Origin of the sequence: Paenibacillus litoralis (genome assembly GCF_046244365.1) — a bacterium.
Classification (GTDB): domain Bacteria; phylum Bacillota; class Bacilli; order Paenibacillales; family NBRC-103111; genus Paenibacillus_V.
Map to the genome: position 1 here is coordinate 6840826 of NZ_CP176395.1, position 26488 is coordinate 6867313.

Consider the following 26488-nt stretch of genomic DNA (forward strand, 5'->3'; position numbering starts at 1 on the left):
GCTATCCCTCCCTTATTGAGCATTTTCCAGATCAAGCATATGCAGAATGTGGCGAATCATCTCCAGCCTCAGCAAATCTTGATTCGTCGAGCGCTCGTCGACAGCATCCAACCAAGTCAAGGCTTTGTTAGCGGCCGTTACGCGTTCTTGCTGACCCGAGGCGATCGCAGCCGCAGCCACCTGCTTCAGCTTCGTCGCATAACGGATATCGTCGATCCCTTCGCGGAAGCCTTCCCATGCAATCGTGTCGATCACATCCGATCGGGTCGGATAAACGAGGTTGAAGGCGCGATAAGGGAACGTTGCATTATAGTTGTCATTCCAAAGGTTGTCGGGATTTTCATACCAAACATAGTTGTAGGTAGCGTCATAGTTGGCTTTGTACAACCACATCCCGTGACGCTGACGCATCAAGTCCGGGTTCTCCGGCCCGGTATGCGGGTAGGCATAGCTTGTAATCATTTTATCTGCGCCTAAAGCATGCCATTGATCCGCTTTCTCGCGCGTCATCTCCCCGGCCCAGTCCAAGAAATCTTCCGGAGTTTCCAGGTTCATGTGGGACGCATTGCCTGTGGCAAACACCTTGCCTCCCACTACTTCCTTGATGTATTTCCACATTTCCTGCTGGTATTGAAGCAAACTCCAGCCCGCTTCGTCCCAACCGTCAAAGAAAAGATTCGTGTGGCCGACTGCGTTCGATACCGTGTTGAAAGCGTCCGCTACATATTGCTTATGCGTGTCGATCCCTTTACGCCAATTGGTATAGTGTTTTTCCATCGTAAGTCTGTTTGCTTCGGTCGGATTTGCCTCGTATGTCGCTTTGGCTTTCACATAATTGTTGTAGTCATTAAAGTGCTGATAAGGAGCAAACGCCTGCCCTACGCCAAAAAGCGGGTTCAAATCAAGCCCGGCTTGCTGCATAAGCTGAAGCTGGCGGAGGAAGATGGCCTGATCTTTGGTCGTATAAGGAAAGTTCGGAGGGATATTCACCGCGTTATGCTCGGCCAGGTTGCGGAATTGGTTCAGCAGCGACGTTTCTACGAGGGCGGTATTCCCTTTGGACTCTGCCAAAGATTCCTTATAGCGAGCATGGTGCATGATCATGACATAGAAATCCTTGTTCAAATCATAGTTCGTCTTCGGCTGAGGCAGCTCGAACGGCAGGACACGAACGGTTAGCGTAAGCTGTCCGGCCGGAGCGCCGTTTGCGGCAATATCAATGGTCCCGGTATAGAATCCGGCGGCCATTCCGCTTGGCACCTTCAAGGTCAGCCACATTTGCTTGGACTCTCCTTGCTTCAGCGCGATCGGCAGCAGCGTCGAGCTGTCTTCAACCGGCTGTGTCCAGCGATCGAATTTCGTAGCTGGAATATTCGAAATGTCTACATACTGGGAACCTGCCGGGTAATCGACTCGGACCGAGTTTCCTTTGCGGGTGTGATCCACTTGGACGAGGTTTTCGTCGTGCAGCAGCAGCTCGGGCACCAACACGCTTTTGGTCGGGTCGGCAAAATAGCTCTGCCATGCTGTTCCCCCTTGGTACCAGGTTTTCACTACGCGCAGGTCGACTGCGCTGGCCGGAATCGTTCCGCCCTCTCCCGTGAGGGCGTTCGGCGTGAAGGTAACCGCATTCACATCGCTCAGCGGAGCGAGTACGAAGGAAGCGGCTTCATATTCGTTTTGCGCCGAAATGATCGAAAGCTTATCGCTTACCGTACCGTCGCTCGGCAGCGTATCCGGCAATCGCTTATCCGGGCTTAGCGCCGGCGTATCGTACACGATGAACGGCGTGTTCGTCCATAGAGCGGCATTGCCTTCCTTATTGACGTCGGCCGCCAGCTTCAGCGCATACCGCAAAGCCTTGTTCGTTTTCTTGCCGTCTCCATCCGAAATCTCCGAAGACCCGAGCACCGTATTGGCGTTATCGCGCACGCTTTCCAGGAACTGTTTCAGCTGCGACCGGCTAGTTGCGGGAATCAACGCATTGAGCTGACCGACTTGCTCCGTCAGCGCTCCCCTCGACCAGGATTCGTCGGAATCGAGAGCCGATGTATTTGCCATTGCCGGTGAAATCACCATCAACAGCATACATAGCATCGTAATTCCAACAATCAGACGCTTTACCATATCATAATCACTCCCTCTAGAGGTTGATAATTTCTCGTAAAATCTCATGAATGCTTTGCCTTTCATTCACCCGAATCGTTCGTGAGACGGAGAGAGCATGTAACCGGGCCTTGATTTCAGTAGAGCGGTTGGAGAAAACGAAAGGTGTCCGCCGATCCCGATTCCGCGGCAATCGAGGGCTTGGCCTTAATTCGTTCCCGCGACGACGTCTGCAACCGTTTACAAAGCTTGGCTTGGCAATGTTCTTCCTGCGACGATCACTCCTCTTCGTTTGCTGAATGCTGCGGTCCTTGGTACATATATTTCACTGCAATACGGTCGTCGATTTGAGTGGCCATCCCAAATCATTTCTCCGCAGCAGGAAATAGCCATGTTATGCCTATGACCCAAGCTGTTATATATCCCTTTACTGTCTTATATTGGATAACGGCCGACACCCTTTATACTACCATTTCTCGATGTAAAATCAATACATTTTTCTCATATACAAAAATTATTTTTATGAATATAAATTAAATTAGGATCTTATTGGAGTAAGGGAATAACCATGGAGGGGGGAAAATGAAGAAAGAGCCCCCGTCGATAAGCGGGAGTCGAGCTTGGCTGGTCGAACGCCGCCAAGGGGGCTCTATGTGCATACCATCGTATGCCTTTACATGCGGAGCTTTACCGTTTCAACGAGCCGATCACGCACAAGGCAACGCAACCGCCGATTCTCATCGTCCGTGCCGCAGCCAAGCGGTTATCCCGATACGGCGAATCCTCGCGAACGACGGCAATTATTCAACCAGACCGGTCCGTTCGATGCCTTCCGTAAACCACCGCTGAGCGATTAAATAAACGACGAGAGGCGGTAAAATGATCAGGAGAGCCGCAGCCATCTTCGGCCCCTCCGAGACGGGATCCTTGAGCGCCGAGGCGTCGAAGGTCAGCGCCTTGTTGCCGAGCAGCTCCAGCTGCAAGGAGTTTAACCGCAAGGACAGCGGGGTGAAGCCTTTGCTCAGGAACATCGAAGCCTCAAAATGCATATTCCAGTACCAAATGAACGAGAACAGGAATACGACGAGACACGCCGCTCCGGCAAGCGGCATCATGATGCGGAAAAACAGCCGAAAGACGGAAGCCCCGTCCATTTTGGCCGCTTCCTCGAGCGATTTGGGCTGGGACAGGAAAAACTGCCGGAAAATGATTATGAACAAGGCGCCGCGCATCCCTTGCCCGAGCAAAGCGGGAACGAGAAAGACGAGCGGGGTATTGAGCCACCCCAGTTCGCTGAATATCATGTAGAGCGGAATAATCGTGATTTGCGGCGGGACCAGGAACGTCACAAGAATCAGGAAAAAAAACAGATTTTTCCCGGGAAATTTCAATCGCGCGAGCGCATACCCGGTAATGGCGCACGAAAACACTTGAAACAGCGACCCGAAGAAAGCGATGATGATCGTATTCCGGAACGCTTCCCCGTAGTGGAGCCCTTTTAGCGCATCCGTATAATTATTGGAGTAGATCCCCCTCGGAATCAGCCCGACTATCGGGTCGATCAGATCGGCGACGCTTTTCATGCTGGTCGAGATCATATAAAGAATCGGTTTCACGTACAAAAAGGCAATGACGGACAACAACACTAGAATGATCGCCTTGGCGATAAAGCCGTCATTCACATTTTGGCCGAGCGTCAGCTTCTTCAGCTGCTGCGCGCGCCGGCTGGAAACCGTTCGCACAAGCTCGATTTTGGCCTGCCGGTACGTCTCCGATAATTTCATCGCATCTCTCTCCTTCCTTTGCTCGCTCTGTAGGTGAGCCACAACGTCACGCCGAGCAGCACCATAATTAAAGCGAAATACAACCAAGCCATCGCGCTCGCGTATCCGTAGCCCGTTGTGGGCGAGAACATGTTCCTCTGCACGATTTCGAGCACCGGATTAAAGGGAAACGTGGATAAATCGACGATCGTAAAGACCGCGTTCAGCCCGATGAACGGCATCATGCCGGGAAACGTAATTTTCCAGAAGCTTTCCCACGGCGTCGCGCCGTCTACGCGGATCGCTTCGTAAATCGTTTTCGGTATCGTCTGGAAGCCGGCGATAAACAGCAGGATCTGTACGCCCGAATACCATAAAATAATGACCGCTTTGCTCAAAATGTCGAGTATCATCTTCGCCGTCTTTTCGCTAAAAAACTCGCTGACGAGCCCTGTCAAATTGTACTGTTCGATGAACGGCAACTGGCCCTCGCCTTGCGCGAACAGCTCCATCAGAACCTGCCCCGTTGCGAAAATGACCGGCAAAAAGAAAATGGCGCGCATGATCCCCCGGCCGGGAAATTTCTGATTCAGCAGCAGCGCTACGAAGAAGGAGAAGATCAGGATCAATGGAATCATGATCATCATTTCCTGAAACAAGGTAAAGAGAACGATCGGGTAGGAATTGTCCTGGATCAGCATTCGTTTGTAATTGTCCAAGCCGACCCATTCGTAAGCGAATCCGCCGGCGTTCGTCTTCACCTTGTTGAAGCTGTTATACAAGGACCAGCCGAGAGGGAAAGCGACAAACGCGGAAAAACCGATAATCCAAGGAAGCATGAACAGATAGCCGACGCCGTATTCCTTCCAGCGAAACAGGAGGTACCCCTTGCGCCGATCCCATGATGTCTTCATTGCGCTCCCCCCTTCGCCACGTCGAAGCTTTTCGTCTTGTAATCGACCGTCACTCTCGTGCCGTCCTCATACGTGGTCACGTAAATACCGTCAGCCTTTTTCTCGTGATTGACCATCCGCTTATCGTAAACGGCAGCCAGCTTATTGAACTTTCCGTATTCATCCACAATCCGGCTTTTCCAAATGGCGTATTCGCTGCTGTACACGTAATCGAAATCGGTCTCCTTCAGAGCCCGGCTAGGCGAATACGTCAGCCTGAAATACGGAATCGCGCCGTATTCGATCGCTTTGAGCAGCCCCGTATCGTAAACGCCGCGCAGGTTGGCCGCCGTTGTCGTATATTCGACGGCGCCATGGACGACCATCGGATAGAACGGTACCGTCTCGTCGATGATAAAATCGTAGCTCGATTCGCTCGGCAGCTCTTGGATAAAATCGGCATGGCCAAGCGAGTAATCGTTGCCTCGGAGGGCGCCGACCGTGCCCAACTGCTCACGGGTATAGTCCATCAGAGACCGGTAATAGAATGCCGTATCCTCCCGCGAGAGCGGAGCGTCCGGAAGGTAATCGCTATAGACGACATTCCCTGGCCCGTCGACGTAATGAATGCCGTCCACGCCGATTTCCTTCAAGGAATCGATCACTTCTTTTTGCTTGGCGACCGCTTTAACCGGATTGACGATGAAGCGCCCGACGAGTTTCTTGGCGGCGGTATCCTGGCTTCCTCCAATCCGCCTTTGCAGCACGGTGGAATCGATGCTCCGGATGCCGTCGGATTTGACGGAGAACAGGGAATGGTCCGGATTTTTCCACGCCAGATAATCCTCGAACAGCACCTTAATCCCTTTCTCATGCATGCTGCTGACGAATCTTTCGGCGCCCTTGCTTCCGCCTATCGCTTGTACGACCGGGAATCGCTCATCCGTTTCCGCATAGCCGCTATGCTGCCAGCCTTGATAAGTCACTCTCATGTTGGAGATGCCTTGCTGCCTCAGCTCCTCGACCACCTGCTCCGCCTGATCGAAGGTAGTCGCCGCCTCATAGCTGTGTCCGCCGAATTTAGGCTTCGTTCCGCCTCCAATGAAAGACAGCTGCAGCGGTATTTGGTTCGTCGCTTGCAATTTGCCGGCAAGCTGTCCGCTTTCCTCCAAATACGTCCGATAAGCCTGAGCCATACCGACATAATCGGCGTTTTCGCCCGACAATAAGCGGAATTCCACGCGGCGGTCCTGCTGAATCCGTTCGTTCCGGATCGTATTCACGACCTCCTCCGTCAGCCCGCTGACTTTCCGCCCGTATTCCTCCCGGTAGCTGAAGCTCGCGCTTAACGAATGGTAGGTAGAGACCATTCCGGACGGCTGAGCCTTGATCGAAGCCGTAAACTTCCCTTCCTTGACGATAGCCGCAAACGCTTGATCCCCGCGCTTTAAGCCGTACACCGGGTAGCTGATTTGCTCCCTCTGCGTCTTTTTGTCGAGGTTTTTCAAGTTCGCGGGGTCGTCGCCGTAAATAGGAAATTCGTAACCGACTCCGGCTGCAGGCCTTTTATTCTCGTAATGAATCAATCCGCCGGGGCCGTCGGGGACGAACAGATACCCTTTCTCCTCGGCGCCCGAAACCGCGCCGAAGAACGGCAGCAGACTGAGCGTAAACAATTTGTTCTCTCCCGATTCCTCGATGCCGTTGCTCGGAATCGCGACCTCCAACCCGTGCTCCGTTAACGTATACTGAATCGCGATCGACAGCTTCAGGCCCGTGTGCGTATACGTCGCTTGAATGCCGTTCTTCATGGGCACATAGCCGATCGTCAGCTTCGGATCCAGCGTGTTCGTAAGCGTGCGCTTCGTACCGGTCCCCGTCACGTATTCCAAAATATAAGGTGACTGCAAGTTTTCCAGCAACGTCCCTTTCACCGTTTCTTTACCCAGCTTGTCGTTAGCCGGGTTGCTTCGCCATAGGTACCCGTTCTGTTTATTCCGAACGGCGATTTGACTTGTCTTCGGATTCAGAAACAAGGCAAACTTCCCGTTCTCCGTTACTTTCGCCAAACCGCCTTCGTCGACGGCCGGCGCTTGCCACGCTTCTCCCTGCACGACAGGCAGGAGGAGAGCAGGCGGAGTCGTCACATTCATTTCCTTGAGCCGCTGTAAGGGATCGTCTTTACCGGTCATTACGACAACGGCGTAAATGACGACGATAAGGGCGAGTACATAAGCGAAACGCAGCTTCATGCTCGCCGGCCAAAACCATTTACCCATCGATGGTCACCTCCCGGTAGATCTGCATGATAAAGTCGTACAGATTTACGCCGAGACCGGACATAATGATGACGAACACCCAGATGACCCCGATGGTAAACAGCGTGATACCGGCGTTTTTGACCGCCTCGAGGAAATCGAAGTTATGAATAACTTGCGTCATGACGAAGAGCAGAAGGAAAATCCAAACCCACATCGCTTGCGTCATCAAGTCGATCACGACCCATTCCTCGGTGACCAAAATGTTAGTCAAAATGGTGATCGGGATCATCATCACGATAAAAGGGACAAGCGCGAACGTGCTCGCCTGCAGGACTTCCCGGAATCGGCCCTCGCCGCCTTTGACGGAGCTTACCAAATAATTGGCGATCACCCATGTGACCCAAGGCACGATGAGCATCCCGAGCGAAAATTTGATATTGAGATAGCCGCGTTCGTACGGAAAATCGATAAAGCCGGCGCTGAACATATTCAAAAGCTTGACGCCCAGCGCAAGCGCCAGGATAAGCAGAATGACGAACCAGGAAACTCTCCGGTCTTTGAGCCGGTAGAAGCCTTCATAAGGATGAATAATCAAGTACAGCGCATCTCGGATTTCACCGCCGTATTGCTTCGCAGCCTCGGACCAGGTCCGTTTTCGGGCGAATGCCGCCGCTCTTCTGGAGAGGAAGACGAGCGCCCATACCGTTATCGCAAGGATAACCAGCGCAGCCAGAAAGTGATTCTGGATCCATTCGTAACGCACCTCCCAGAACGCGTCGGAATAGCCTTTGGCATCGTGGGATTTCTTGAATAGATCGAGCGCCGTATCGTAATCCTTGTCAACCTGCGCTATTTTGCCGAGACCGTTAAACGAAATGTCCAGCATGCCGTTCTCGCGTATCAGCTGGTCCCAATATGTCTTGCTTTCAGCATATTCGCCTTCCAAGTACAGATGGGCGGCGGTCAGGAACGTATCCCCGAAGCTTGTGCGCTTGTACACATGAATCAGATTGAGTCCGCTGTCCGCAAGCCATATTTCGTTTTTGCCGTTGATGGCCATGCTGGTCGGATAGCTGGGCACCCCGATCTGACGGGCATTCTTCTCGCCTGCGCCGAAATAGAACATGACGTTGCTGTTCGGATCGTAGATCGAAAAGACGCCGTCAAGCCGGTTCATCCCATATAGGAACCCATTGGAATCGACGGCCGTGTCGACCAATTCCCATTCATAAAACGCCTTGTTCTTGAAGGCGTCGACGCCGCCGGCGTTCAGCTTCTTGATCTGCCCGTCGAATTCGCGTCCGAAGCTGTTCGTAATGATAAAGCCGTCGTCCGTGAGGGAAACGTTCTCGATGGCGTTGGGACGTTTGGCAACCTCCTTCGCCAGCTGCTCTTTATTGAGCAGAGTCCGCTTTACCCTATCCATCCAGGTAAGCTTCGTTTTGTTGGCTCCGAAAAAACCGGTGAACTTCCCTTCCGGGCTCAGCCGCATCAGTCCCTGGTACGAATCCTTGACGACGACATACATCACGCCGCGTTTATCGACGACCAGCTTCGTCGGGATAAAATGATAGTCGTCATTCAGCAGGTTCGATTCCGGCTTGGCGAATACGTTCTTCACTTGGCCGTCGGCAGCGAAGGCTACGATGTTCCGCTCTCCGGAATTCGCCACATAAACGGTCCCGCTGCCGTCGACGTAAACCCCTTCCGGCTCGTTCAATTTGCCGGTGCCTTCCTTCTGGCCGATGCTGCGCACATACGCCCCGGCCGCATCCAATTCGACGATCCGGTTGTTGCCTGTATCGGCGATATACACATGGTCATTGCTTGCCACGAACAGATCGCTGGGCTTGGAAAGCGGCAGCTCCATGTTATTTCCGTCGATCACCCGATCCGGGACATAGAGCGGCTGGATCGAAAATTGCCTGAACGTCTCTTGATCCACGAACCACGTCCGATAAGGGATCTGGGCGGAAGCAAGCGATGGAAAGAGCATGCTCAGCAGGCACAAAGCGATCACGATCTTCGCGGTTATCCGTATCCCGCTGTTGGTGATGCGGACGATCATCTGTAGGACCCCCTCTCTTTCTCCATGCTACTTCACGCCCGAATGCAGCATCGTTTGGATCATTTTGCGCTGGAAAATCAAGAACACGATCAGGTTCGGCAGAAACATAAGGAGCCCGACCGCGGCGGCAATGCTCTTGCCTGCGGCAGCGGATACGTTAATCGAAAAGGATTGCGCATAGAACGCCAATGTTTTCATCGTTTCCTTCGTCATATACGTCGACGACACTTCCAGATCCATGTATACGGCCTGGAACGTAATGATGGATACCGTTGCCACCGCCGGGGCCGTAAGCGGAATAATGATGCGCGTGAACATGTACAGCTCGCTGGCTCCTTCCAGCTTCGCCGCTTCCGTTAACGCATCCGGAATCTGGTCGATGAACTGCTTCATCAGAAATACGGCGACCGGCGATGCGATAAACGGCAGCACGTGGGCAAAGTAAGTGTCCACCAACCCCAGGTTGCTGATCACCAGATAACGCGGAATGAGAACGGTTTGAGGCGTAAACATGAGCGAGATCATAATGAGCGCCATGATTAACGCCTTAAAATGAAAGCGGTGCTTCGATAATACGTAGCCGGCCATCGTACTGACCAAGATGACGGCAGCCACCGTAACGAAGGAAATGATGACGGTATTGAACAAATACCGCGTAAACGGCACGATTCCGGCCGTGGAGTGGAGCAGCAGCTGCTCGAAATTATGCCAGGTCGGGTGCTGGACGAATATCGTCGGCGGAAACAGAAACAGCTCGTTTAACGGCTTGAACGCATTGTTGAACAGAAAAATAATCGGCAGTAGCATAAAGAGGCCCACTGCGCTTAGAAAAGCGATCAAGACGATCCGAGGGACGGACAGATGCCTTCTGATGCTGCGAATCATTTACTCATCCCCCTTCGATCCGAATAACAGGTAGCTCAGCCTCATCAGCCCGTAGCTCATCAGCAGCAGGACGACGGATAAGGCGGACGCGTATCCCCACTCAAACCGCAAATACGCATAATCGTCGATATGATTGGCAATCAGATGGCCGGCATATTGAGGGGTAATCGTCATCCTCGTCAGCTGGGTGGATATGCTGCCCGCATTCATCGTGCCGACTATGGCCATAACGGCGCTAAACAACATTTGCGGCTTCATCGACGGGATCGTGATGTAGTAGACCTCCTGCAGTCTGTTTTTGATTCCGTCGATCCGTCCCGCTTCATACATCTCCGTATTGACGGTTTGCAAGCCGCCTAGCATAGCCAGGAAGCCTACGCCCATACTCATCCATAACGAAACCAAAATCATGACGTACATCAAATATTTCGGGTCCTGCAGCCACAACTGCGGCGTATCGATGAAGCCGAGCCGCATAAGCACATTGTTCAAATAGCCGACCTGGTCCCCGCTGAAGATGGCGGACCATACGACGGATAATGCCGTCGCCCCTACCATCGACGGCGCATATAAAGCGAGCGTAAAGTAATCGCGGACGCTCTTCGGCAGCTGATGAATCAGCCATGCGAAAATAAATGTCAGCACATAGCCGCCGGGGCCGACGATCACGACGAATTTCAGCGTATTCGGAAGCGTATGCTTCATGAACACGACATCCTGCGTCACCATATTGATAAAATTGTCGAGACCGATGAAACGCGGAAACGATATCCCGTTATAAGAGGTCACGCTCAGAAGCGCCGCCATCAGAACGGGGACGATGATAAAGCAGGCAAAGCACAGCAAGAACGGCGCGAGAAACAAATACGACAACCGGTCGCGCCAGCATTCGCGCAGAAACTTTTGCAGCCGCCGCCAATAAACGGGCGAACTCGGCTGTGAGCCTGCCGACGATGTAATAGGTGCGTGCTCCATGGCTTATTCCCTTCTATACGGTTTGTCGTATGGCGTAACATGCAGCTGATTATCCGGAGTAATGCCCAATTCTTCTTGTTTGCGCTTCATTTCCCGCATCAAGGTCATTTGGGTTCTTTCCAGCGCTTCTCTCGGCGGCTTCCCTTCCAGCACCGCCTCGTTCCAGGCAAAATCCATTTCGCGAGGCAGGAGATAATAGCCGGGGACGAACGGCATGTTTTTCGCCCAACTGTCTTGCTCGTTGATCGCGCTTAACTCTTCATCTTCCCATAACAGGTGTTGCATGGCGTTCGTATTGGAGGTATACCAGCGGTACAAAATGCCTGCAAACGATTCGATATCGATGCCGTACTGGGTTTGCACCTTCTCGGACGTCCACCATTCCAGGAACTTCCACGCTTCCTCTTTCTTGTCGCTCTTCTTCATGATCATCGCGGATTCCGTTCCAAGCATCGACCAGCGCGCGACCGTACCGTCCTGCTGCCGGGTTCCGGGAATCGGGATCATCTTCCAATGTCCGGCCAGTTCCGGAGCGGCGGCAACCAATTGAGGATACATGTTGATATCGCTTACTCCGATCGGCATATCCCCGAAACGGAAATGGTTGAAAAACGCCGGTACCTCCTTCGGCACATTGTATTTGCTGAACCACTCGGTCCATTGCTTGAATGCGGCTAGCCCTTTGGAATCCGTAAGCTGCGGCTGCAGCCCGTCGGATGTAAAGAACTCGGCGCCCTGCTGGTAGTACGACATCAGAAAATCGGGTTTGGCCGGCATAAACGTCGTGCCCTCTTCCTGAGTCGGCAGCTTCGGATACATGAAGCTCATGCCGTTCTCCTGCAGCGTCGGCAATATCGTCAGCACATCCTCCCACGTATCCGGAGGCTTGATGCCGAGCTGCTCGAAAATATCGGTCCGGTAGAAAAGCATGTTATAGAGCTGCGTTTCCGGGAATCCGTAAACTTTATTTTCGTATTGATAAGAGCGCATGACCCCGGGATTGAACCGCTTGACGACCTCCTCGAAGCCGGGATAGGACGACAGGTCTTCCGCTGCTCCGCGCATCGCATAGTCGACCGGAGCCTCCATGCTGACGCCAAGCGCCAAATCGGGCTGGTCGCCGGCGGCATTGCCCATCAGCAGCACGTTCTGATTCTGGATCAGGTTGACGTTCACCTTTATGCCCGTCTTGGGGGTGAAATCCTGCTCGATCGTCTGCTGCAGCAAATCGACATAGTCCTTGCCGCGTTTCACCCAGATGGTAAGCGACTTCTCGTCGTTCGCTTCCTTCATGTCGTACTTCTGGAAAAACGTGCGCATAAAGTTAACCGTCGTGTACTGCACTTTATTCCACGTATTCGGAACCTTTAAGCCCGGATCGGTCTCCGGCGTACGGATAACGAGATAATCAAGCTGCAGCGGTTGGTTTTCAATCGGTTTGATCCACGTGTTGAGGCTGGTCTTGATATCCGAGAACATCTTGATTTTGTTCGGGATGTCGTTGACGTCGTCCGCCAGTTGTTCAAGCTTATCGATCGAAGCGCTCAAAGCCGTTGCCGGATCGGTAACCGCTTGATTCAATCCGGTCACGTAATCGCGGACGCGCTTCATATCGCCGATCAGCGATTGCAGCTTCGCTTCGATGTCCGGATCGTATTTGGCCAGATCCCATACGCGGCCCTCATCGAGATTCTGATCTGCCGCAAACCCATAGTTCCCGGTCAAAACACGGATGTCGCGCTCGATAGCCGTTAATCGGTCATTCATTTGGTTAAGCGCCTGGACGGCCGGACGAAGCAGCGAATTGTCGGCGATCATCGCCAGCCGGTGCGTCCCTTTCTCCAAATAAAAGAGATAAGGCTTTCCTTCGGAATCGGCGAACGTCTTGATCGCCAAGGAATCGTTCGCGGAGAAGCGATAATGCAGCATTTCCCGGAACGGCACCTTGCCGTCTATTTGGACGGTCCGGTAAACGTTCGCACCGGTGTTAAAGCCTTGGAAATATTTATGGTCGATGGCGTAAAAGCCGGTCTCCGGGACGGTTATTTCCCACTCGATCGTCTCTCCGGGCTGCTGCCAATATTCGCCGCCGACCGTATTGTACACGAGCCTTCCTTTCGGATCCGGTGACACGTAAGCCTCCGATACGCTCAGCGTCCTGATGTTTACCGCTGTTTTTTGTTTGAACTTCTCGGCTTCAACCAGCTGGAACCATTCCTTCGATTTCCCTCCTGCGGGATAACCGCTAACGTACTCTTTATAGGAAGGCAGCTTAACCGGCGAAGCCAGCGCGAGCGAATGCAGAGAGACCGGCTCCTTCATGCCCACTAAACGAATGGTATGTACACCTTTCGTTAGCGCCCAGCGAAGCGGCTCCGAGGATAGCGAATAATCGGTCACTCGGGCTGCGTTCCAAGCTTTGAGCTCCTGCTGAAGCGGCCGAATCTCGTTGCCGATCGAATTTTGGTCGTAGGGAAATTTGCCGTCCTGCCAATACCGGTCCAGACGAATATGCTCCGCCTCGCGAAACGGATAGTTGCCGTCGATCCGAATGCCGCGCTCGATAGGCGAGAACGTTCCGGCAATCGGCGCATAATCGATCATAAGATCGTATAAGCCGTCCTGCGGCACATTGATCTTCCATTCCATCCAGCCTTTGGCGTTGTTCCAATCGATGACGTCCGCCCGCTTCGTTTCGTCTTGACGGCGCTGGACGGAAGCGTCCGGCGACGCCGCGCTGAAATCGGTTGCAAGCACCTTCGCTTCAACCTGTTCCGCCTGCTTGAATGCCGCATATTCCTTGCCGCGGACGATCTGCGTGTAAGACAACGTCCCCCCTGCCGCCGGCGCTTGGATAGACGTGAAGAGTTCATCTTCCGAAAGTATGGGATAACTGCCTGCTGTACTCGATAACGACCGAAAAATAACGACAAGAGCAATCCCTGCTATAAGTATGCCGGTTATCGCAATCCCCTTGATCCTTCTTCGTTTCATGAAGTACGCTCCCCCTGCGACGCCAAGGATACTCCGGTCTCTCGATCAAAGAAATGAGCTTTATCCATGCGAATGACAAGCTTCATCGTATCGCCAGGCTGCACCGATGTATGCGCTTCCGTTCGGCATATTAACGTATCCTCCCCGAAAGTCACATACAGGAACGTATTGGAGCCCATCGGCTCCCTCATATCGACCGAGGCGGATAATTGCCATTCCGGGTACTTTTCCAGCGCCCACGCCTCGCAAAAAACATATTCCGGGCGGACCCCCATCGTGACCTGGCGCAAATTCGTCGTTGCCGACCGGATATAACGATTGTAGCTTTCCGGAATGTTCAGCTTGAGCCGTTTGGTCTCGAAGAAATATCGTCCGTTCTCGGAGACGATCGCCCCTTCGATAAAATTCATCTGCGGCGTGCCGATGAAGCCCGCTACGAACATATTGGCCGGCTCGTCGTAAAGCTGCTGCGGAGGAGCCACCTGCTGGATCTTGCCGTACCTCATGACGACGATTCGCGTTCCCATCGTCATGGCTTCCGTCTGATCGTGGGTGACGTACACCATCGTCGTCTTCAGCTGGCTATGCAGCTTGCTGATCTCCATGCGCGTCTGGGTCCGAAGCTGGGCGTCCAGATTGGACAGAGGCTCATCCATCAGAAATACTTGGGGCTCGCGCACAAGCGCCCGGCCCAGCGCAACGCGCTGCTTCTGGCCGCCGGACAGCTGACCCGGCTTCTTGGTCAAGAAGTGCGCGATCTCCAGCATTTTCGCCGCCCGGTTCACGCGAAGCTCCACCTCGTGCTTCGCTACCTTGTGGAGCTGCAGGCCCAGCGCCATATTTTCGTACACCGACAGATTCGGATAAAGCGCATAATTCTGAAAAACCATGGCGATATCCCGATTCTTAGGGGATACGTAATTCACGAACTTTCCATCTATAAAAATATCTCCTTCCGACACTTCCTCAAGCCCAGCCAGCATTCGCAGGGTTGTGGATTTGCCGCATCCGGACGGCCCGACCAGAACTAGAAATTCGCCATCGGGTACTTCCAGATGAAAATCGTTGACCGATGGTTGAGGCTCCCCCTTGTAATATTTGTACACGTGGTGAAATGCTACGTTCCCCATAAATGACTACCCCCATGTGTAATCTCAATGATAGTAAAATAATAACAAAAAACCGCCTACGAAGTAAACAAATAAATTCTTAAATATAAAAATGATTCATATATATGAGTGAATTCGTAAATTTCTAAACATTTTTCCGTTTTCTTTTCTTTTATATGTGAGAAAAATTCCTTGACATGAAAAAACATCGTGATAAAATCGAGTCAAGAACGACTTCCATGTTATGTCATTAGATGGAGGTGTTTACATGGTTAAACAGAGGGGGAGGGCATATTCACCATTTTTCATGATTCATCCGTTTACGTCTGAAGAGGTTGACTGTTCTTTCATTATTCTTACCATTTGATGAGGGGGATTTTGAATGCGTTTACGTAAGGGAAGATCGAGAAGGGTTAGCCTTATTTCTTTGCTGCTAAGCTCTATGCTTGTATTGACGGTCGCCTGTTCAAGCAGCGGTTCCGGAAATTCGCCGTCGCCGTCCGCCAAATCCGGCTCGCCGTCTCCAAGCGGCTCCGCGTCGCCGAGCCCTGCAGCCACCCAGAAGAAAGATCCGGTCACATTGACGGTGCTGACCTGGTTCGTCGGCCCGAATCAGAAGCTGTTCGATAAGTTCCACGAAATGTATCCATGGATCACGATCGAAGCGAATACCAAAATCAATAAAGGCTTAATCAATAACGTGATTGCCGGCGACAATGCGGATCTTCTGATGCCCCTGGACAACGGGTTGTCTCAGTGGATGTCCGGCGACTTGCTGGAAGATTTGACGCCTTATATCAAGAAGGATCAACGCATTCAGAACGCCAAAAAAATCGACGGCTTCCTCGAAGCGACCCAAACGGGCGGCAAACAGTATACCGTTGCCTATTCCGATATCCCGAACTGGATTCTCGTCAACAAAGATATGATCAAGAAATACGGCTTGACGATGCCTAAGAACGACTGGACCTATAACGATATGCTGGAAATGGCTAAAAAAGCGACCAATGCTGCCGCAAACGACTGGGGCATGATCGGCATGGGGATTGCGGACATTCTGGCCATGGCCAACGGCAATGCCGACAACGTCCGGTTCATGAACAAAGACAGAACGCAAAGCGTTGCCCATACGCCCGGCGTGCTGGAAGATCTGAAATGGGTTCAGGAGCTGACGACCAAATGGCATGTTCAGCCAACCGTAGAAGAAGCGAAAAAGCTTGGCTATGGTACCGATGGCGGAGTTGAATTTTTGAAAGGGAATTTCTTGTTTAGTCTCGGGGCTGACTGGTATCTGGAAGGTCTCAACAAAGACGCCAAATTCGAATGGGACGTTCTGCCGATGCCGAAGGGCAAAGTCAAGCAAGCGACCAATCATCAAGCAGGCATGATCTCGATTCCGAAATCGTCGAAGCATAAGGAAGAAGCATTCCTGTTCATCAGCTTCCTGTTCGATATCGCAGCGCAAAAAACGATGATCGAAAATGGCTCCAATGCCTTCGTCAAAGATCCTGCACTCGATAAATACTACGAAGAAGTGAAGATGTGGAAAGGCAAAAACGTAGAAGCCATCAAAATGCAATCGAATTTGTGCTGTCAGGGCGTCGACGCCAACGTAGTCGATCTCGGCGATTATATGAACAAGGTCGTCGCGCTAATGACGAAAACGAACAATGAAGGCGGCAATTTCAGCGTCATCATTCCGGCAGTCGAAGCATACAACAAGAAAGCGTTGGAGACGCGTAAAGCACTCGGCTGGTAAGGTTCATGCTGCTTGAAGCGCGGGGCTGCCGGTCATGCCGGCAGTCTCCCCTTCCAACTAGCTAAATTCAAATAGCACGCGATATCTTGTGCGGGAGAGGAACATGATCATACACTATGGAAATCAATTATGGAACAGCAGAACTTCCTTTTTCCACAGCGACGCAATCGGAAACGCTACTGTTTGTCTCCGGACAGGGGGGACTTGATCCGACTACCGGCAATGTGCCGGTTAACGACCTCGAGAGCCAGACCATTCTCACCATGCAGAACATTCAGAACATCCTAGCCGAGTCGGGCTTAACGCTCGAGGATGTGGTGAAGGTTAATATTTTTCTGGCGAACCGCAAAGACTACGAAGAATTTAACCGGATTTACTCCCGTCTGTGTCCTCGTCCTTATCCGGCACGCACGCTCGTCTATTGCGAATTGAACTTTGATCTGCTCGTGGAAATTGATGTCATCGCCAAATTGAAGAGCGTATGAGAACAAATGCGCGCGATTGAAACCGCCTCGCAGACTCCCCTCGCTAATCGCTGTGAAAGTGCTGCCTAATCAAATAAGGGATCACCGAAAGGGCAGACGAATGATTGCATTCGATCTGCCCTTTTTTTACGTTTGGCTGTGTAGCATGAAAGCTCGCTCCGACGCTTCGCCATTGTGGAATCACGGAACTGAAAACTGCCTTTTCGTTCGTAGACCTTGCGGAAGCATCTAACTGGAAAACATGACGTTCTTTTCGTTCATAGACCTTGCGGAAGCATCTACTGGAAAACATGACGTTCTTTTCGTTCATATCCGCTCTGCAGTAGCTTCTAACTGGAAAACATGACGTTCTTTTCTCGCTGGCACCCTATTACACAGGAATTTAACGGAAATAGATGGAGAAAATCCAGTTAGTTCAGTAATACGGGTCAAACAAGCAAATTAGCTGTAGCTTTTCCAGTTGCTTGCTCAGTGCTGGTTACTTGGTCAGAGCAGGTACTTATCGGTGGAGCTTATTTGGTCAGTGCTGGTTACCTATCGGTGGAGACAATCTGATTTGCCACTGGACTGTCGATCAACTAGTTCTTTTCGGCGTCCCCCAAAAAGTCGAGTATAGCTTTACGCACAGCCATTCATGACTGTGCGGCTGCTATAAGTTAGTTAAGATGTAGTAGCGATACTCGCATCCGCTTGCTGCGTAAAGAAACGCTTGGCCACACGCACGTACTCCCGGTCAGCTTCTTCCTGCCGCGTTATCCGCCGCCATCAAATACAGCTCGAGCGCCCGGGCAAAATCCGCTCCGAACCGTCGGCTGTTAGCCTCTGTGAATACGATGCCTCCGCTGCCGAAGTAAGGGAACTCGAAGCTGCACGCGAGCGGCGTCCCCGCTCTGACGAAATAATCGGCGCAAGCTCTGCCGTGAGGCAAATTCCAGTCTTCCCCCATCCCCAAGTCATGGACGGACAAATGCCGGATCGCGTCCTCCTCCGAACGTTCGCCGCTAACCTGCTCGAGCAATCCGCTCAACGCCTCGATTTGTTCTTTGACCGGCGAATCCCGCTTGACGAAAAAAGGAACGTCATTCCGATCCCCCCACTTATAAGGGTCGTGAAAATCGATGGCCACCGCCGTCCGAAGCCTGCCCGCATATTCCATCAAGGCCGCTGTCGAACGGTAAATCGGCGCATCGGTATAATCGCGGTTGTGATCGTGAGGAATGCGCGATTTGCCCTGATCGCCGTTCTCCACCCCGTCGATGTCCATGAACGGTATATAATGAAGCAAAAAATTTTCCAGGACGTATGAGGCATCCCGAGAAAGCAAAAAATCGAGCAACCCCTCCAGCATGTAAGCCGGAGTGGACTCGCACGCGTGATGCCTTGCCGTGAACACGATATGCCGTTCCGCATTTCGGTTTCCTATTCTTAATAACGGAACGGGCCGCAGCTGCTCGGAAAGGGTAAGCACATCCCGGTACACGTTTTGGCGTCCGGCGATCCGGGCGTAAAAACGTTCGAAATGATGCAGTTGGTAAGGCAAACCGAAGCTGAAATATACCTTATCCGCACCGCCGCGAAACGTATAGTGGAAAGCTTGCCTCGATAGAAGGCAAGCTTCCCCCAGCCATCTCCATTTCACGCCGTCCTCGCTGACGGCGGGTCCCCAAGGGCCGACCACTTCGCCGTTCGCAAATTCGAAACGCACCGTTCTTTCGCCTGACGGAACGGAGGGAACGGCACTAAAGTTCCAATAAAACCACCAGCCCGACGTATCCCTCAAATCTTGCTCGAGCGTAACGCAATTGTCTTGTACGGAGACGACCAGAATGTTGCCGCCGGCATGCCTGCAGCCGATTCGAACGGAAGGCAGCGATTCCGGATTCATAGATGGAACCCTCCGTCAACGGAATAGGTAGAGCCGGTAACGTACGAGGAGGCGTCCGACAGCAGAAAGGCGACCACCTCGTTAATCTCGTCCGCTCTCCCGCTTCGGCCGAGAAACGCGTTCCGCCGCATGCCTTCCTTCTCTTGAGCGGATTGCTTCGCGAAATCTTCATCCGACCGGAAATCGCCGGGGACGACGGCATTGGCGCGTATGCCGTGCTGCGCGTAATCCGAAGCCAGCACGCGCGTAAAATGAAGGATTCCCGCTTTGGCGGTTCCATAAGCCAAGCAGCCCTTCCCCGCGAATTGACCCAATACAGAGGACATGTTGACGATGGAGCCTCCTCCCGAGCGGATCATCAGAGGAAGCGCATATTTGCACACCAGGAAGGTGCTCGTCAGCGTCCCCCGAATCGAATCGTCCCACTCGGCGAGACTAAGCTCCATTGCCGGCTTCTCGACGTTCTTATACACATTGTGGTAAGTGCCGTCCAGCCTGCCGAAGCTGCGGTCGAGGTCCGCCATGACCGCCATGATCTCGCTCTCTTCACACACGTTCGCCTGCTTGTAAACGAACCTCTGCTCGCCGTACTGCTTCTGCAGCCTTTCGATTTCCGGAAAGCTGCCGATCGGATGAAGGTCGCAGCCGAACAGCGACGCTCCCCTTTCCAAAAACATCGATACCGCCGAACGCCCCGCCGCGCCCAAGCAGCCGGTAATCAGAATGACTTTATTTTGCAAGGAATGCAGCGCACTCACCTCTTCTATTTAGAAGTTTCACCCGCAGGGACGATACTTGCACTTCCGTTAAAGCAGCCGCATTCATTCCGCGTAACACCGGATTTCGTATATCGCGGCGGACGGATCGCCGTTGGTCGCCAGCACCGTAACGCGCAGCCGATCCGAGTAAACCGCCTTCTCCAGAAGCATAACACGCCGGCGCTGGTAATTACCTGCCAGTTGGCCGATCTCGATCCAGCGGCCGTCTACGAACGCTTCCGCCAGAACGTCCTTCGGGCATTGCGGATCCCGGTAAAAAGCCGGATAAGCACGGTAATCCCGCAGCAGATGTCCGGGGAAGGTCAGCTCGATCCGGCCGATCCCGACCGGCTCCTCCCATGCCAGCTCCAGCCATTGCGGCAGCGGCTCGGCCGGGTCGGAACGCCAAAGATTCGGGCTCCGATAAGGCCGGGTGATGCCGCTGACGATGCTTTGCGCTCCATAGCAAGGCTGCGGGGGCTCGATCCGGAAGCTCATCGTTGCGCCCGAGCCGAACCTTCGCATGAGCCCGTTCCCAAGCTCGAAGGCGCTCACGTGGCCCGGCTCGATCGAGCCGGCGGCATGCCAGCTCACGTTCGGATTCGCGAGCAGATCAAGCCGGACGTAGCGGCCGCGCTGCGCGGAGACGTCGATCCCGACCGGCCATTCCACCCATTGCTCCATGCCCGGCTTCACTTGGAGGACGGCTGAGGCGAGCGGCTCCCCCGGCTCGACGCGATAATCCCACAGATGTTCGACCGCATACAGTCGGGCTTCGACCGCCTGCACGGCATCCGAACCGTTGCCGAGGCAAAGGCGGAGCCGGTCGATGCGCTCTGCGCCTACCGCGATCCATTGCCCCCGCCTTTTATCCAGTGCGCCGCCGCCCCTGGAAGCAGCTTCGAAGTTCGCTTGCTGCGGCGGTGCGCTTCCGGACAACAGCGCTTCGCTGCTCGCGCGGATCGCCGCTGCCGGCCGGGCCAAATCGAGCGGATCCTCGTTCGCGACGTTCGGCAAAAAACAGCCCTCTCGCAGCAGCGTTTGCTGAACGTCCCGCACCGCCCGCTCCGGCACTTCCTTCACGGGCATCCCGGCGCGAACGGCCAAAGCCGCCGCCGTGCCTGCCGCCTGGCCCATAATGGCGGTCGTGCCCATGACGCGCACCGTGCCGAGCGCCGCATGCGTAACGCTCACGTTGCGGCCGGCCATCATCAGATTGTCGGCATCTTTCGCAATCAGAATGCGCAGCGGAATCCCGTACGGCCCCACATAGCTTTTGGCCATGTAGGCACCTGCGCCGCCTTCGACTGCCGCCATTTCGCTGAAAGGAGCGAGCAGCCCTCCCGGCTCATGCAGATCGATGAACCAGCCACCATACGCAATTTCGTCGGCAAACACCGTTTTCTGAAGCGGATCGTGTTCGGTCATCAAATACCGGCCCATGATCCGCCGACTTTCCCGCTTGCCCGGCACTTGGCCGATCCAGTCGAGCGCGTAATTCGCGGAGATCTCCTTGAACTCGGAGTCCCCGTTCTTGATCCAATCCCAGACCCCCAGAACGTGGCGGGTCAGCTCGTGCCGCAGCTTCTCATTATCGTAGATCGTGTGCCACGGCACGGATAATTCGATCCACCAATATCCGCTGCGGGTATCGCCCGGCCATCTCCCTTTCTTATAGAAAAAATCGGGATCGTCGTACCGGGCCGCCCATTCAGGCGCGACAAAAGGCACGGGATGCCCCATGTCCTTGGCCTTAAAGTGAATGGAGTTGCCCATAACCGCGTCGCTGGCGGTTTCCGGGGCGTGCGGCTCGCCGAATTCGTCTCTTCCTTCCGTCCCCATGCGCCACTCGCAGCCGGCAAGCGCGGCCACTATGCCGTCTCCCGTGCAGTCGATGAACGTATGCGCCCGCAGCGTCAGTTTCGTTTCGGCATGACCGACGCGTCCGATCACGGCGTCGATCGTCTTCTCGTCCCGCATCCGCACTTGCGTGATACTCGTGTTCAGATGGAACGTCAAATTCGGCGTTGCCATCGCCATATCGTACTGAACCAGGTCCCACACGCTATTAATCCATCCGTTGTCCCCCGTCGGCTGTTCATGGTTGCGCGCCCGTTCCTCGATCAGCAGCTCCGAGATGATGCCCGTCTCCCTCGCGTAAGCGTGAGAGCTGGCCGCTCCCTGCGGAGGAACCCGGATTTCCGAGGAGCTGTTCCCTCCAAAAACCGGGCGCTCCTGCACGAGACAAACCTTCGCCCCCTGCCGTGCAGCGGCGACAGCGGCGCAAAATCCCGCCAGCCCGCCCCCGCAAACGACAATATCGTATTGCTCTTCGACCGTCCGAAAGCCGTCTTCGGACAACCCGGCCATTTCGCTTATTCTCGTCATCCGGCATCAACCTCTGCTAGTGGAATCTACTTGTTTTCCAAGGCCGCTTGGGCCATTTTCCTCGCATCGTTGCCGAGAACGATGTCAACGCCCAAATCCGTCAGCCGTTTCATGCCCGCTTCATAATCCGACGCTAAAAAGGAGCCGTGTACCAGCTTGCCGCAGCGCTTGATCGCGGAAACCATCTCCGGCGTAACGGCGGCGCAGCTGACGCTGACCGCCGGGTGATCGTATGCGACCGCATTGCGGAGCACCGCCTCGTAGGCATCCGGGCCGGGAGCGCCGTCATTTTGCGTGAACGCGGCAGCCTCTGCCCGTTTCACGGCGTTTATCGCCTCCAGCCCTCCGAAGAACACCGCTTGCTCCAGCATGCCGCGGCTTTGAACAAGACGCAGCACGTCCAGCGCATCATCCTTCGGAAGCTGTTTAACATGCAGAATCAATTGAATGCCGCTGTCCCGGAACTCGTCAAGCGCTTGCTGCAAGGTCGGTATTTTCGTATCTTCCCGGCCTTTGAACGCTTCGCTCCTCCAAGCCCCCGCGTCCAGTGTCTGCAAATACCCCTCATAATCCAATTGCTCGATATAGCCGGTTCCATTCGTCGTTCGGTTCACCGACGGATCGTGCATCATGACGAATACGCCGTCGGCGGTTCTGCGGATATCCATCTCGATGCCCGACGCTCCGGCTTTCGCCGCTTCCCGGTAAGCCAGCATCGTGTTTTCCGGATAAACGTCGGATAAGCCTCTATGCGCCTGAATGTTCGGGGTCACGGGAACGCAACGCCTTGATAGCGGACGACACACCCGTAGCCTTCGCCCGAGGCGACGCACAAGCAGTCGTCGGCTTCCGCATACGCGATCGACGAGAGATAATGGATGCAAGCCCATTCCGTTTCGGCGTCGCGCAGCTCGTAATTGTCCTTGATGACTCTCGGTCTTCCCAAGTCAAAGAACCCGCTCTCGCGCGAGAAATGGAACACATGTCCGGCATCCTTCGGCCCGCCGTAGATGCCCAGCACTTCGCCGCTTCCCCGCTTGATCAAATTCCGCAGCTGTCCGGTCGAATACAGCCTGCCGTATACGGTCGTTCGGCTAAGGTCGGGCGTCAGCGTAAACAGGATGCCGTCATACGTACCGGCTACAACGGTGCCGTCCTCGAGAACGGTTCCTCCCGTTATGGCGGCCTTGAAAGCTCTTCCTCTAATAGAAGGAACGCGGACCGGCAGCGTCTCGGAACGCATCTCGGATATGTGGTAAAGCTTCATTTCATCGTTCGGGCCGGACAGCAGAATCCTGTTCTCGTCCAGCTTCACAAGCTCCGCATCTGCGGATGCGACGAGCAGCCCCGGCAGCATGCGGAAAATGCCGCTGTCCGTATCGCATGCATAGACGGCCCCGTCGCAGTCGCTCGCAACCAGCGTGCCCGATCCCGCAGCGAAGTGAAGCTTCGCAAGCCGGAGGCCTGCCGGAACCGCCAGTCTCGCACCGATACGTCCGTTTTCCAGATCGATAAGCGCAATGCTCCCGTCGGTCGTAAGCACCGCTACTTCATGCTCGCCCGCATCCGTACAAGATACCGGTGCGCCTTCCTCCCAGACGACTGCGATTTTGTTAGGCTCCAGCTCCTTGTAATCGGACTCGATCAGGTACACGCGCTCCTTGCCGCTGATCGAATAGACGCTTCCGTTCACTGCGCGCACGTGCTTGACCGCCGTATCCTTCCAATCCATATGCTGGTGCAGCGGCAGGGTACGGACCGTCTCGGCTACGATGTGCATGAAAGCCGGTTTTCCGACCCCGTTGTAATCCGGCTCGGTATACGGTCTGAGCTCCGCTCTTGGGGCGTCCGCTCCTGGCGGCTCCAGCTTGCCGATATCGACGGCGAGCACGTAAGGGGAAAACTCCCCGCAGACGTCGACCATATGCAGCCAGCCGTCCCGGTCGAAAATCATTTCGCAAATATATTGCGAATCCTTCCCCTGCGGGGTGACGAGACCGAGATTTTCGGGCTCCCCGCCGTTCAAAATATCCCAGCGGACGAGCCGGACCGGGCTGTATTCGTCGTACGTTTTCAGCCCGTAATAGATGACGAAGTTTTCGTCGGCGGCGAGTCCCCCGATCCCGTACGGGTTCGTTTGAGGTTGATCGCGAAGCGTGATAGGGCCGTGCCGGGTCACTTCCAGCGTTTCCGGATTCAGCTCGATCATTTCCCCGTCCATATTGTCGACCATGAACAAGGTGCCGTGCGGCGAGTGAAGCGCGAAAATAAACTGTCTCCGGTGCTTCGTTCCGTGCGGCGACATGAATCTTGCTTTCAAATCCTCGATCTCGTCCCGTTCGGGGTCGTATCTCCAAATGCCGCCCGTATAGGAGCTTCCGTAGAAGCGCCCCTTATCGTCCTTCACCAGCCGGCAGGAGGAGAATTCCGACACCTTGCCGTAATCCTTGACTTCGTTCGTTTCCAGATCGATTCTGTAAAAATGCCCTTTCATATACCCTAAGAAATAATAATAACGCGGATCGTTTCCGAGCATGCCCCCGTACATGCTTTCCCTCGGCACGGGAATGCCTCTGACCTGGACCTCGTTCGTATCCGGATTTACGATCATCAGAATGGAGCCGGGATAGCCTTCCCACGGATCCTCGTAATGCTGCTCGAACATCCACTGGTTATGGCCCGGCGCCGGAGCGGTGTTATGCGTCGCCATGATCAGTCTGCCGTCCGGCAAAAAATCGATGCTCGTATGGATTTTGCTCGGCGGCATTTGCGCGGAATCGACGATCCATATGTCCGCCACGTCGAACATCAGGCGCAGCTCGCCCGTCTTCGGATAATATTCGTAGAGCAAAGCCGTCAGCGGTTTTTCGTTCTCCCCGCACACGCTGATGAAGAAGCGGCCGTCCGGCGACTTCACGAAATCCCATACCGCATTGTGCCCGTTCTCGTTCGGCAGCTGCGTGAACCGGGTAAGCGCCGCCGGAATCGCCGCGTACAAGTTGTGTTCCATCTCTATTCCCCCGATTGATACGTAATATGGAGCGACGGCGTATCCAGCCTTCGGCCGGCATATAAGGAATCCATCGCCAAGCAGATCATTCCTGTCGTAAGCAGCGTCCGTTCCGCCGGAAACGGCGGCTTGCGGGCGATGACGAACGTTTCGGTCATGCGCGTCAGCCTCTCGAAGTGCGCGAACGGTCTGTCGTGATCGCTGTCGCACCGCGCTGCGGTGATTTCCCCGTCCCCGTTCCGGAAGGCGAAGCTCCAATCTTCCGTCAGCCTCTTGAATTGGACGATGAACCCTTTCGTTCCGTCCACATACTCGATCGCGAACAGCGAGGGCTCGGGCTCGCGCGTTCTCAGCTCGGCCGTATTCAAGCCCGGTAGGGCGCCCAGCGCTTCATGCAGCAAATCTTCCGGCCATTCTCCGCGGTCCATCGCGGCCCACGTCTCGCCTCCGGCGCCGCCGAGCAGACGAACGGAACGGACGCCTGTTTCCCCGCCGGATCGAAGCTCCGCGAGGGACTGGAGCACTTCCATCGCATGAAACCCGTAGCCTTCAAGCCCGCCGTTGCTGACAACGAGTATGTCCCTCACGTCGGATAAGCTTTGCGGATCGAACGCCGGCACATGGTCGCAATGCGGGATCGACGAGCCGCCCATGAACGGAATGCCGCGCGCCTTCATCTGCTCGAACATCCATAACGCGTCGCCGTAGTCATAGGCCAGATGCTTATCGGAGAAGATCGGAACGCATAACCCGAGCTCGTCGAGAGCGTCGATCGTCTCCTCCAGAAAACGCCGCCGCGGATACTCGATTTGCCCTTTCTCATTCGTCGGATATTGCCCGTGCTCGCCGATTAGAATGACGCCGTCTACCGGTCCGCCGGAGAGATCCGCCCGCACCGCTTCGCCGATCGTCGGATAGATCGGAATGCCGAGACGGGCGGCAGCTTCCCTGCTCATGTCGTTCTCCGGCACCTGGTCCGTGTAGATGGAGACGACTTCAACCCGGGGCTCGTAAGCGAAATCCCCCAGCAGCCTCCCGAGGATGACGTCGGCGTGGGAGTTGTACCGGTATTCGGTTACGATTACCGCCACTTTCTTTTTTATCGCATGATCGCTCATCCGCCGTATGCCTCCCTGTCTGCCTTGATGA

Annotated in this window: 17 protein-coding genes; 2 read left to right on the forward strand and 15 right to left on the reverse strand. The window is 54.4% G+C overall.

The features are described 5' to 3' along the window. Positions 1-12: 12 nt before the first annotated feature. From ACKGJP_RS28800 to ACKGJP_RS28840, 9 genes are all read right to left on the reverse strand, one after another. Entirely contained in the window at positions 13-2127 is a 2115-nt protein-coding gene (locus ACKGJP_RS28800) for a hypothetical protein (RefSeq protein ID WP_409342211.1), read from the reverse strand. Positions 2128-2906: 779 nt separating this feature from the next. Next, positions 2907-3890, reverse strand: a complete 984-nt coding sequence (locus ACKGJP_RS28805; protein ID WP_409342212.1) for a carbohydrate ABC transporter permease — start codon at positions 3888-3890, stop codon at positions 2907-2909. Then, positions 3887-4783, reverse strand: coding sequence for a carbohydrate ABC transporter permease (locus tag ACKGJP_RS28810; RefSeq protein WP_409342213.1), 897 nt, complete (start codon positions 4781-4783; stop codon positions 3887-3889). Before ACKGJP_RS28810 ends, ACKGJP_RS28805 begins: the two co-directional genes overlap by 4 nt. After that, on the reverse strand, positions 4780-7041 hold the full coding sequence (locus ACKGJP_RS28815) for a DUF5696 domain-containing protein (RefSeq protein ID WP_409342214.1): 2262 nt from the start codon (positions 7039-7041) through the stop codon (positions 4780-4782). The genes ACKGJP_RS28810 and ACKGJP_RS28815 overlap by 4 nt, the downstream gene beginning before the upstream one ends. After that, positions 7034-9091, reverse strand: coding sequence for a YIP1 family protein (locus ACKGJP_RS28820; RefSeq protein ID WP_409342215.1), 2058 nt, complete (start codon positions 9089-9091; stop codon positions 7034-7036). The genes ACKGJP_RS28815 and ACKGJP_RS28820 overlap by 8 nt, the downstream gene beginning before the upstream one ends. 27 nt (positions 9092-9118) lie before the next feature. Further along, positions 9119-9976: a carbohydrate ABC transporter permease gene (locus ACKGJP_RS28825; protein ID WP_409342216.1), complete on the reverse strand. Its 858-nt coding sequence runs from the start codon at positions 9974-9976 to the stop codon at positions 9119-9121. Continuing rightward, a complete protein-coding gene (locus ACKGJP_RS28830; protein ID WP_409342217.1) occupies positions 9977-10951 on the reverse strand; it encodes a carbohydrate ABC transporter permease in 975 nt (324 codons plus the stop codon). Between the two features lie 3 nt (positions 10952-10954). Continuing rightward, entirely contained in the window at positions 10955-13945 is a 2991-nt protein-coding gene (locus tag ACKGJP_RS28835; RefSeq protein ID WP_409342218.1) for an extracellular solute-binding protein, read from the reverse strand. After that, a complete protein-coding gene (locus tag ACKGJP_RS28840) occupies positions 13942-15075 on the reverse strand; it encodes an ABC transporter ATP-binding protein (RefSeq protein WP_409342219.1) in 1134 nt (377 codons plus the stop codon). Before ACKGJP_RS28840 ends, ACKGJP_RS28835 begins: the two co-directional genes overlap by 4 nt. Positions 15076-15436: 361 nt before the next feature. On the opposite strand from ACKGJP_RS28840, the gene ACKGJP_RS28845 reads away from it, so the two are divergent. Then, entirely contained in the window at positions 15437-16813 is a 1377-nt protein-coding gene (locus ACKGJP_RS28845) for an extracellular solute-binding protein (RefSeq protein WP_409342220.1), read from the forward strand. Positions 16814-16929: 116 nt separating this feature from the next. Further along, positions 16930-17298, forward strand: a complete 369-nt coding sequence (locus ACKGJP_RS28850; RefSeq protein ID WP_409342221.1) for a RidA family protein — start codon at positions 16930-16932, stop codon at positions 17296-17298. Positions 17299-18031: 733 nt separating this feature from the next. Here the strand turns inward: ACKGJP_RS28850 and ACKGJP_RS28855 are convergent. From ACKGJP_RS28855 to ACKGJP_RS28880, 6 genes are all read right to left on the reverse strand, one after another. Further along, positions 18032-19183, reverse strand: coding sequence for a hypothetical protein (locus tag ACKGJP_RS28855; protein ID WP_409342222.1), 1152 nt, complete (start codon positions 19181-19183; stop codon positions 18032-18034). After that, entirely contained in the window at positions 19180-19941 is a 762-nt protein-coding gene (locus tag ACKGJP_RS28860; RefSeq protein ID WP_409342223.1) for an SDR family NAD(P)-dependent oxidoreductase, read from the reverse strand. The genes ACKGJP_RS28855 and ACKGJP_RS28860 overlap by 4 nt, the downstream gene beginning before the upstream one ends. A gap of 63 nt (positions 19942-20004) precedes the next feature. After that, the gene (locus tag ACKGJP_RS28865) at positions 20005-22329 is read right to left on the reverse strand and encodes an FAD-dependent oxidoreductase (RefSeq protein WP_409342224.1); all 2325 of its coding nucleotides are present in this window, start codon (positions 22327-22329) and stop codon (positions 20005-20007) included. Positions 22330-22355: 26 nt separating this feature from the next. Then, positions 22356-23102: a glycerophosphodiester phosphodiesterase gene (locus ACKGJP_RS28870; RefSeq protein WP_409342225.1), complete on the reverse strand. Its 747-nt coding sequence runs from the start codon at positions 23100-23102 to the stop codon at positions 22356-22358. Next, a complete protein-coding gene (locus tag ACKGJP_RS28875; protein ID WP_409342226.1) occupies positions 23099-25339 on the reverse strand; it encodes a hypothetical protein in 2241 nt (746 codons plus the stop codon). The genes ACKGJP_RS28870 and ACKGJP_RS28875 overlap by 4 nt, the downstream gene beginning before the upstream one ends. 2 nt (positions 25340-25341) lie before the next feature. Then, positions 25342-26457, reverse strand: a complete 1116-nt coding sequence (locus ACKGJP_RS28880; RefSeq protein WP_409342227.1) for a hypothetical protein — start codon at positions 26455-26457, stop codon at positions 25342-25344. Between the last annotated feature and the right edge of the window lie 31 nt (positions 26458-26488).

What these genes read in the sequence shown, in the direction of transcription:
- ACKGJP_RS28800 (WP_409342211.1), bottom strand. Translation starts at nt 2,127, where the DNA reads ATGGTAAAGCGTCTGATTGTTGGAATTACGATGCTATGTATGCTGTTG.
- ACKGJP_RS28805 (WP_409342212.1), bottom strand. Translation starts at nt 3,890, where the DNA reads ATGAAATTATCGGAGACGTACCGGCAGGCCAAAATCGAGCTTGTGCGA.
- ACKGJP_RS28810 (WP_409342213.1), bottom strand. Translation starts at nt 4,783, where the DNA reads ATGAAGACATCATGGGATCGGCGCAAGGGGTACCTCCTGTTTCGCTGG.
- ACKGJP_RS28815 (WP_409342214.1), bottom strand. Translation starts at nt 7,041, where the DNA reads ATGGGTAAATGGTTTTGGCCGGCGAGCATGAAGCTGCGTTTCGCTTAT.
- ACKGJP_RS28820 (WP_409342215.1), bottom strand. Translation starts at nt 9,091, where the DNA reads ATGATCGTCCGCATCACCAACAGCGGGATACGGATAACCGCGAAGATC.
- ACKGJP_RS28825 (WP_409342216.1), bottom strand. Translation starts at nt 9,976, where the DNA reads ATGATTCGCAGCATCAGAAGGCATCTGTCCGTCCCTCGGATCGTCTTG.
- ACKGJP_RS28830 (WP_409342217.1), bottom strand. Translation starts at nt 10,951, where the DNA reads ATGGAGCACGCACCTATTACATCGTCGGCAGGCTCACAGCCGAGTTCG.
- ACKGJP_RS28835 (WP_409342218.1), bottom strand. Translation starts at nt 13,945, where the DNA reads ATGAAACGAAGAAGGATCAAGGGGATTGCGATAACCGGCATACTTATA.
- ACKGJP_RS28840 (WP_409342219.1), bottom strand. Translation starts at nt 15,075, where the DNA reads ATGGGGAACGTAGCATTTCACCACGTGTACAAATATTACAAGGGGGAG.
- ACKGJP_RS28845 (WP_409342220.1), top strand. Translation starts at nt 15,437, where the DNA reads ATGCGTTTACGTAAGGGAAGATCGAGAAGGGTTAGCCTTATTTCTTTG.
- ACKGJP_RS28850 (WP_409342221.1), top strand. Translation starts at nt 16,930, where the DNA reads ATGGAAATCAATTATGGAACAGCAGAACTTCCTTTTTCCACAGCGACG.
- ACKGJP_RS28855 (WP_409342222.1), bottom strand. Translation starts at nt 19,183, where the DNA reads ATGAATCCGGAATCGCTGCCTTCCGTTCGAATCGGCTGCAGGCATGCC.
- ACKGJP_RS28865 (WP_409342224.1), bottom strand. Translation starts at nt 22,329, where the DNA reads ATGACGAGAATAAGCGAAATGGCCGGGTTGTCCGAAGACGGCTTTCGG.
- ACKGJP_RS28875 (WP_409342226.1), bottom strand. Translation starts at nt 25,339, where the DNA reads ATGGAACACAACTTGTACGCGGCGATTCCGGCGGCGCTTACCCGGTTC.
- ACKGJP_RS28880 (WP_409342227.1), bottom strand. Translation starts at nt 26,457, where the DNA reads ATGAGCGATCATGCGATAAAAAAGAAAGTGGCGGTAATCGTAACCGAA.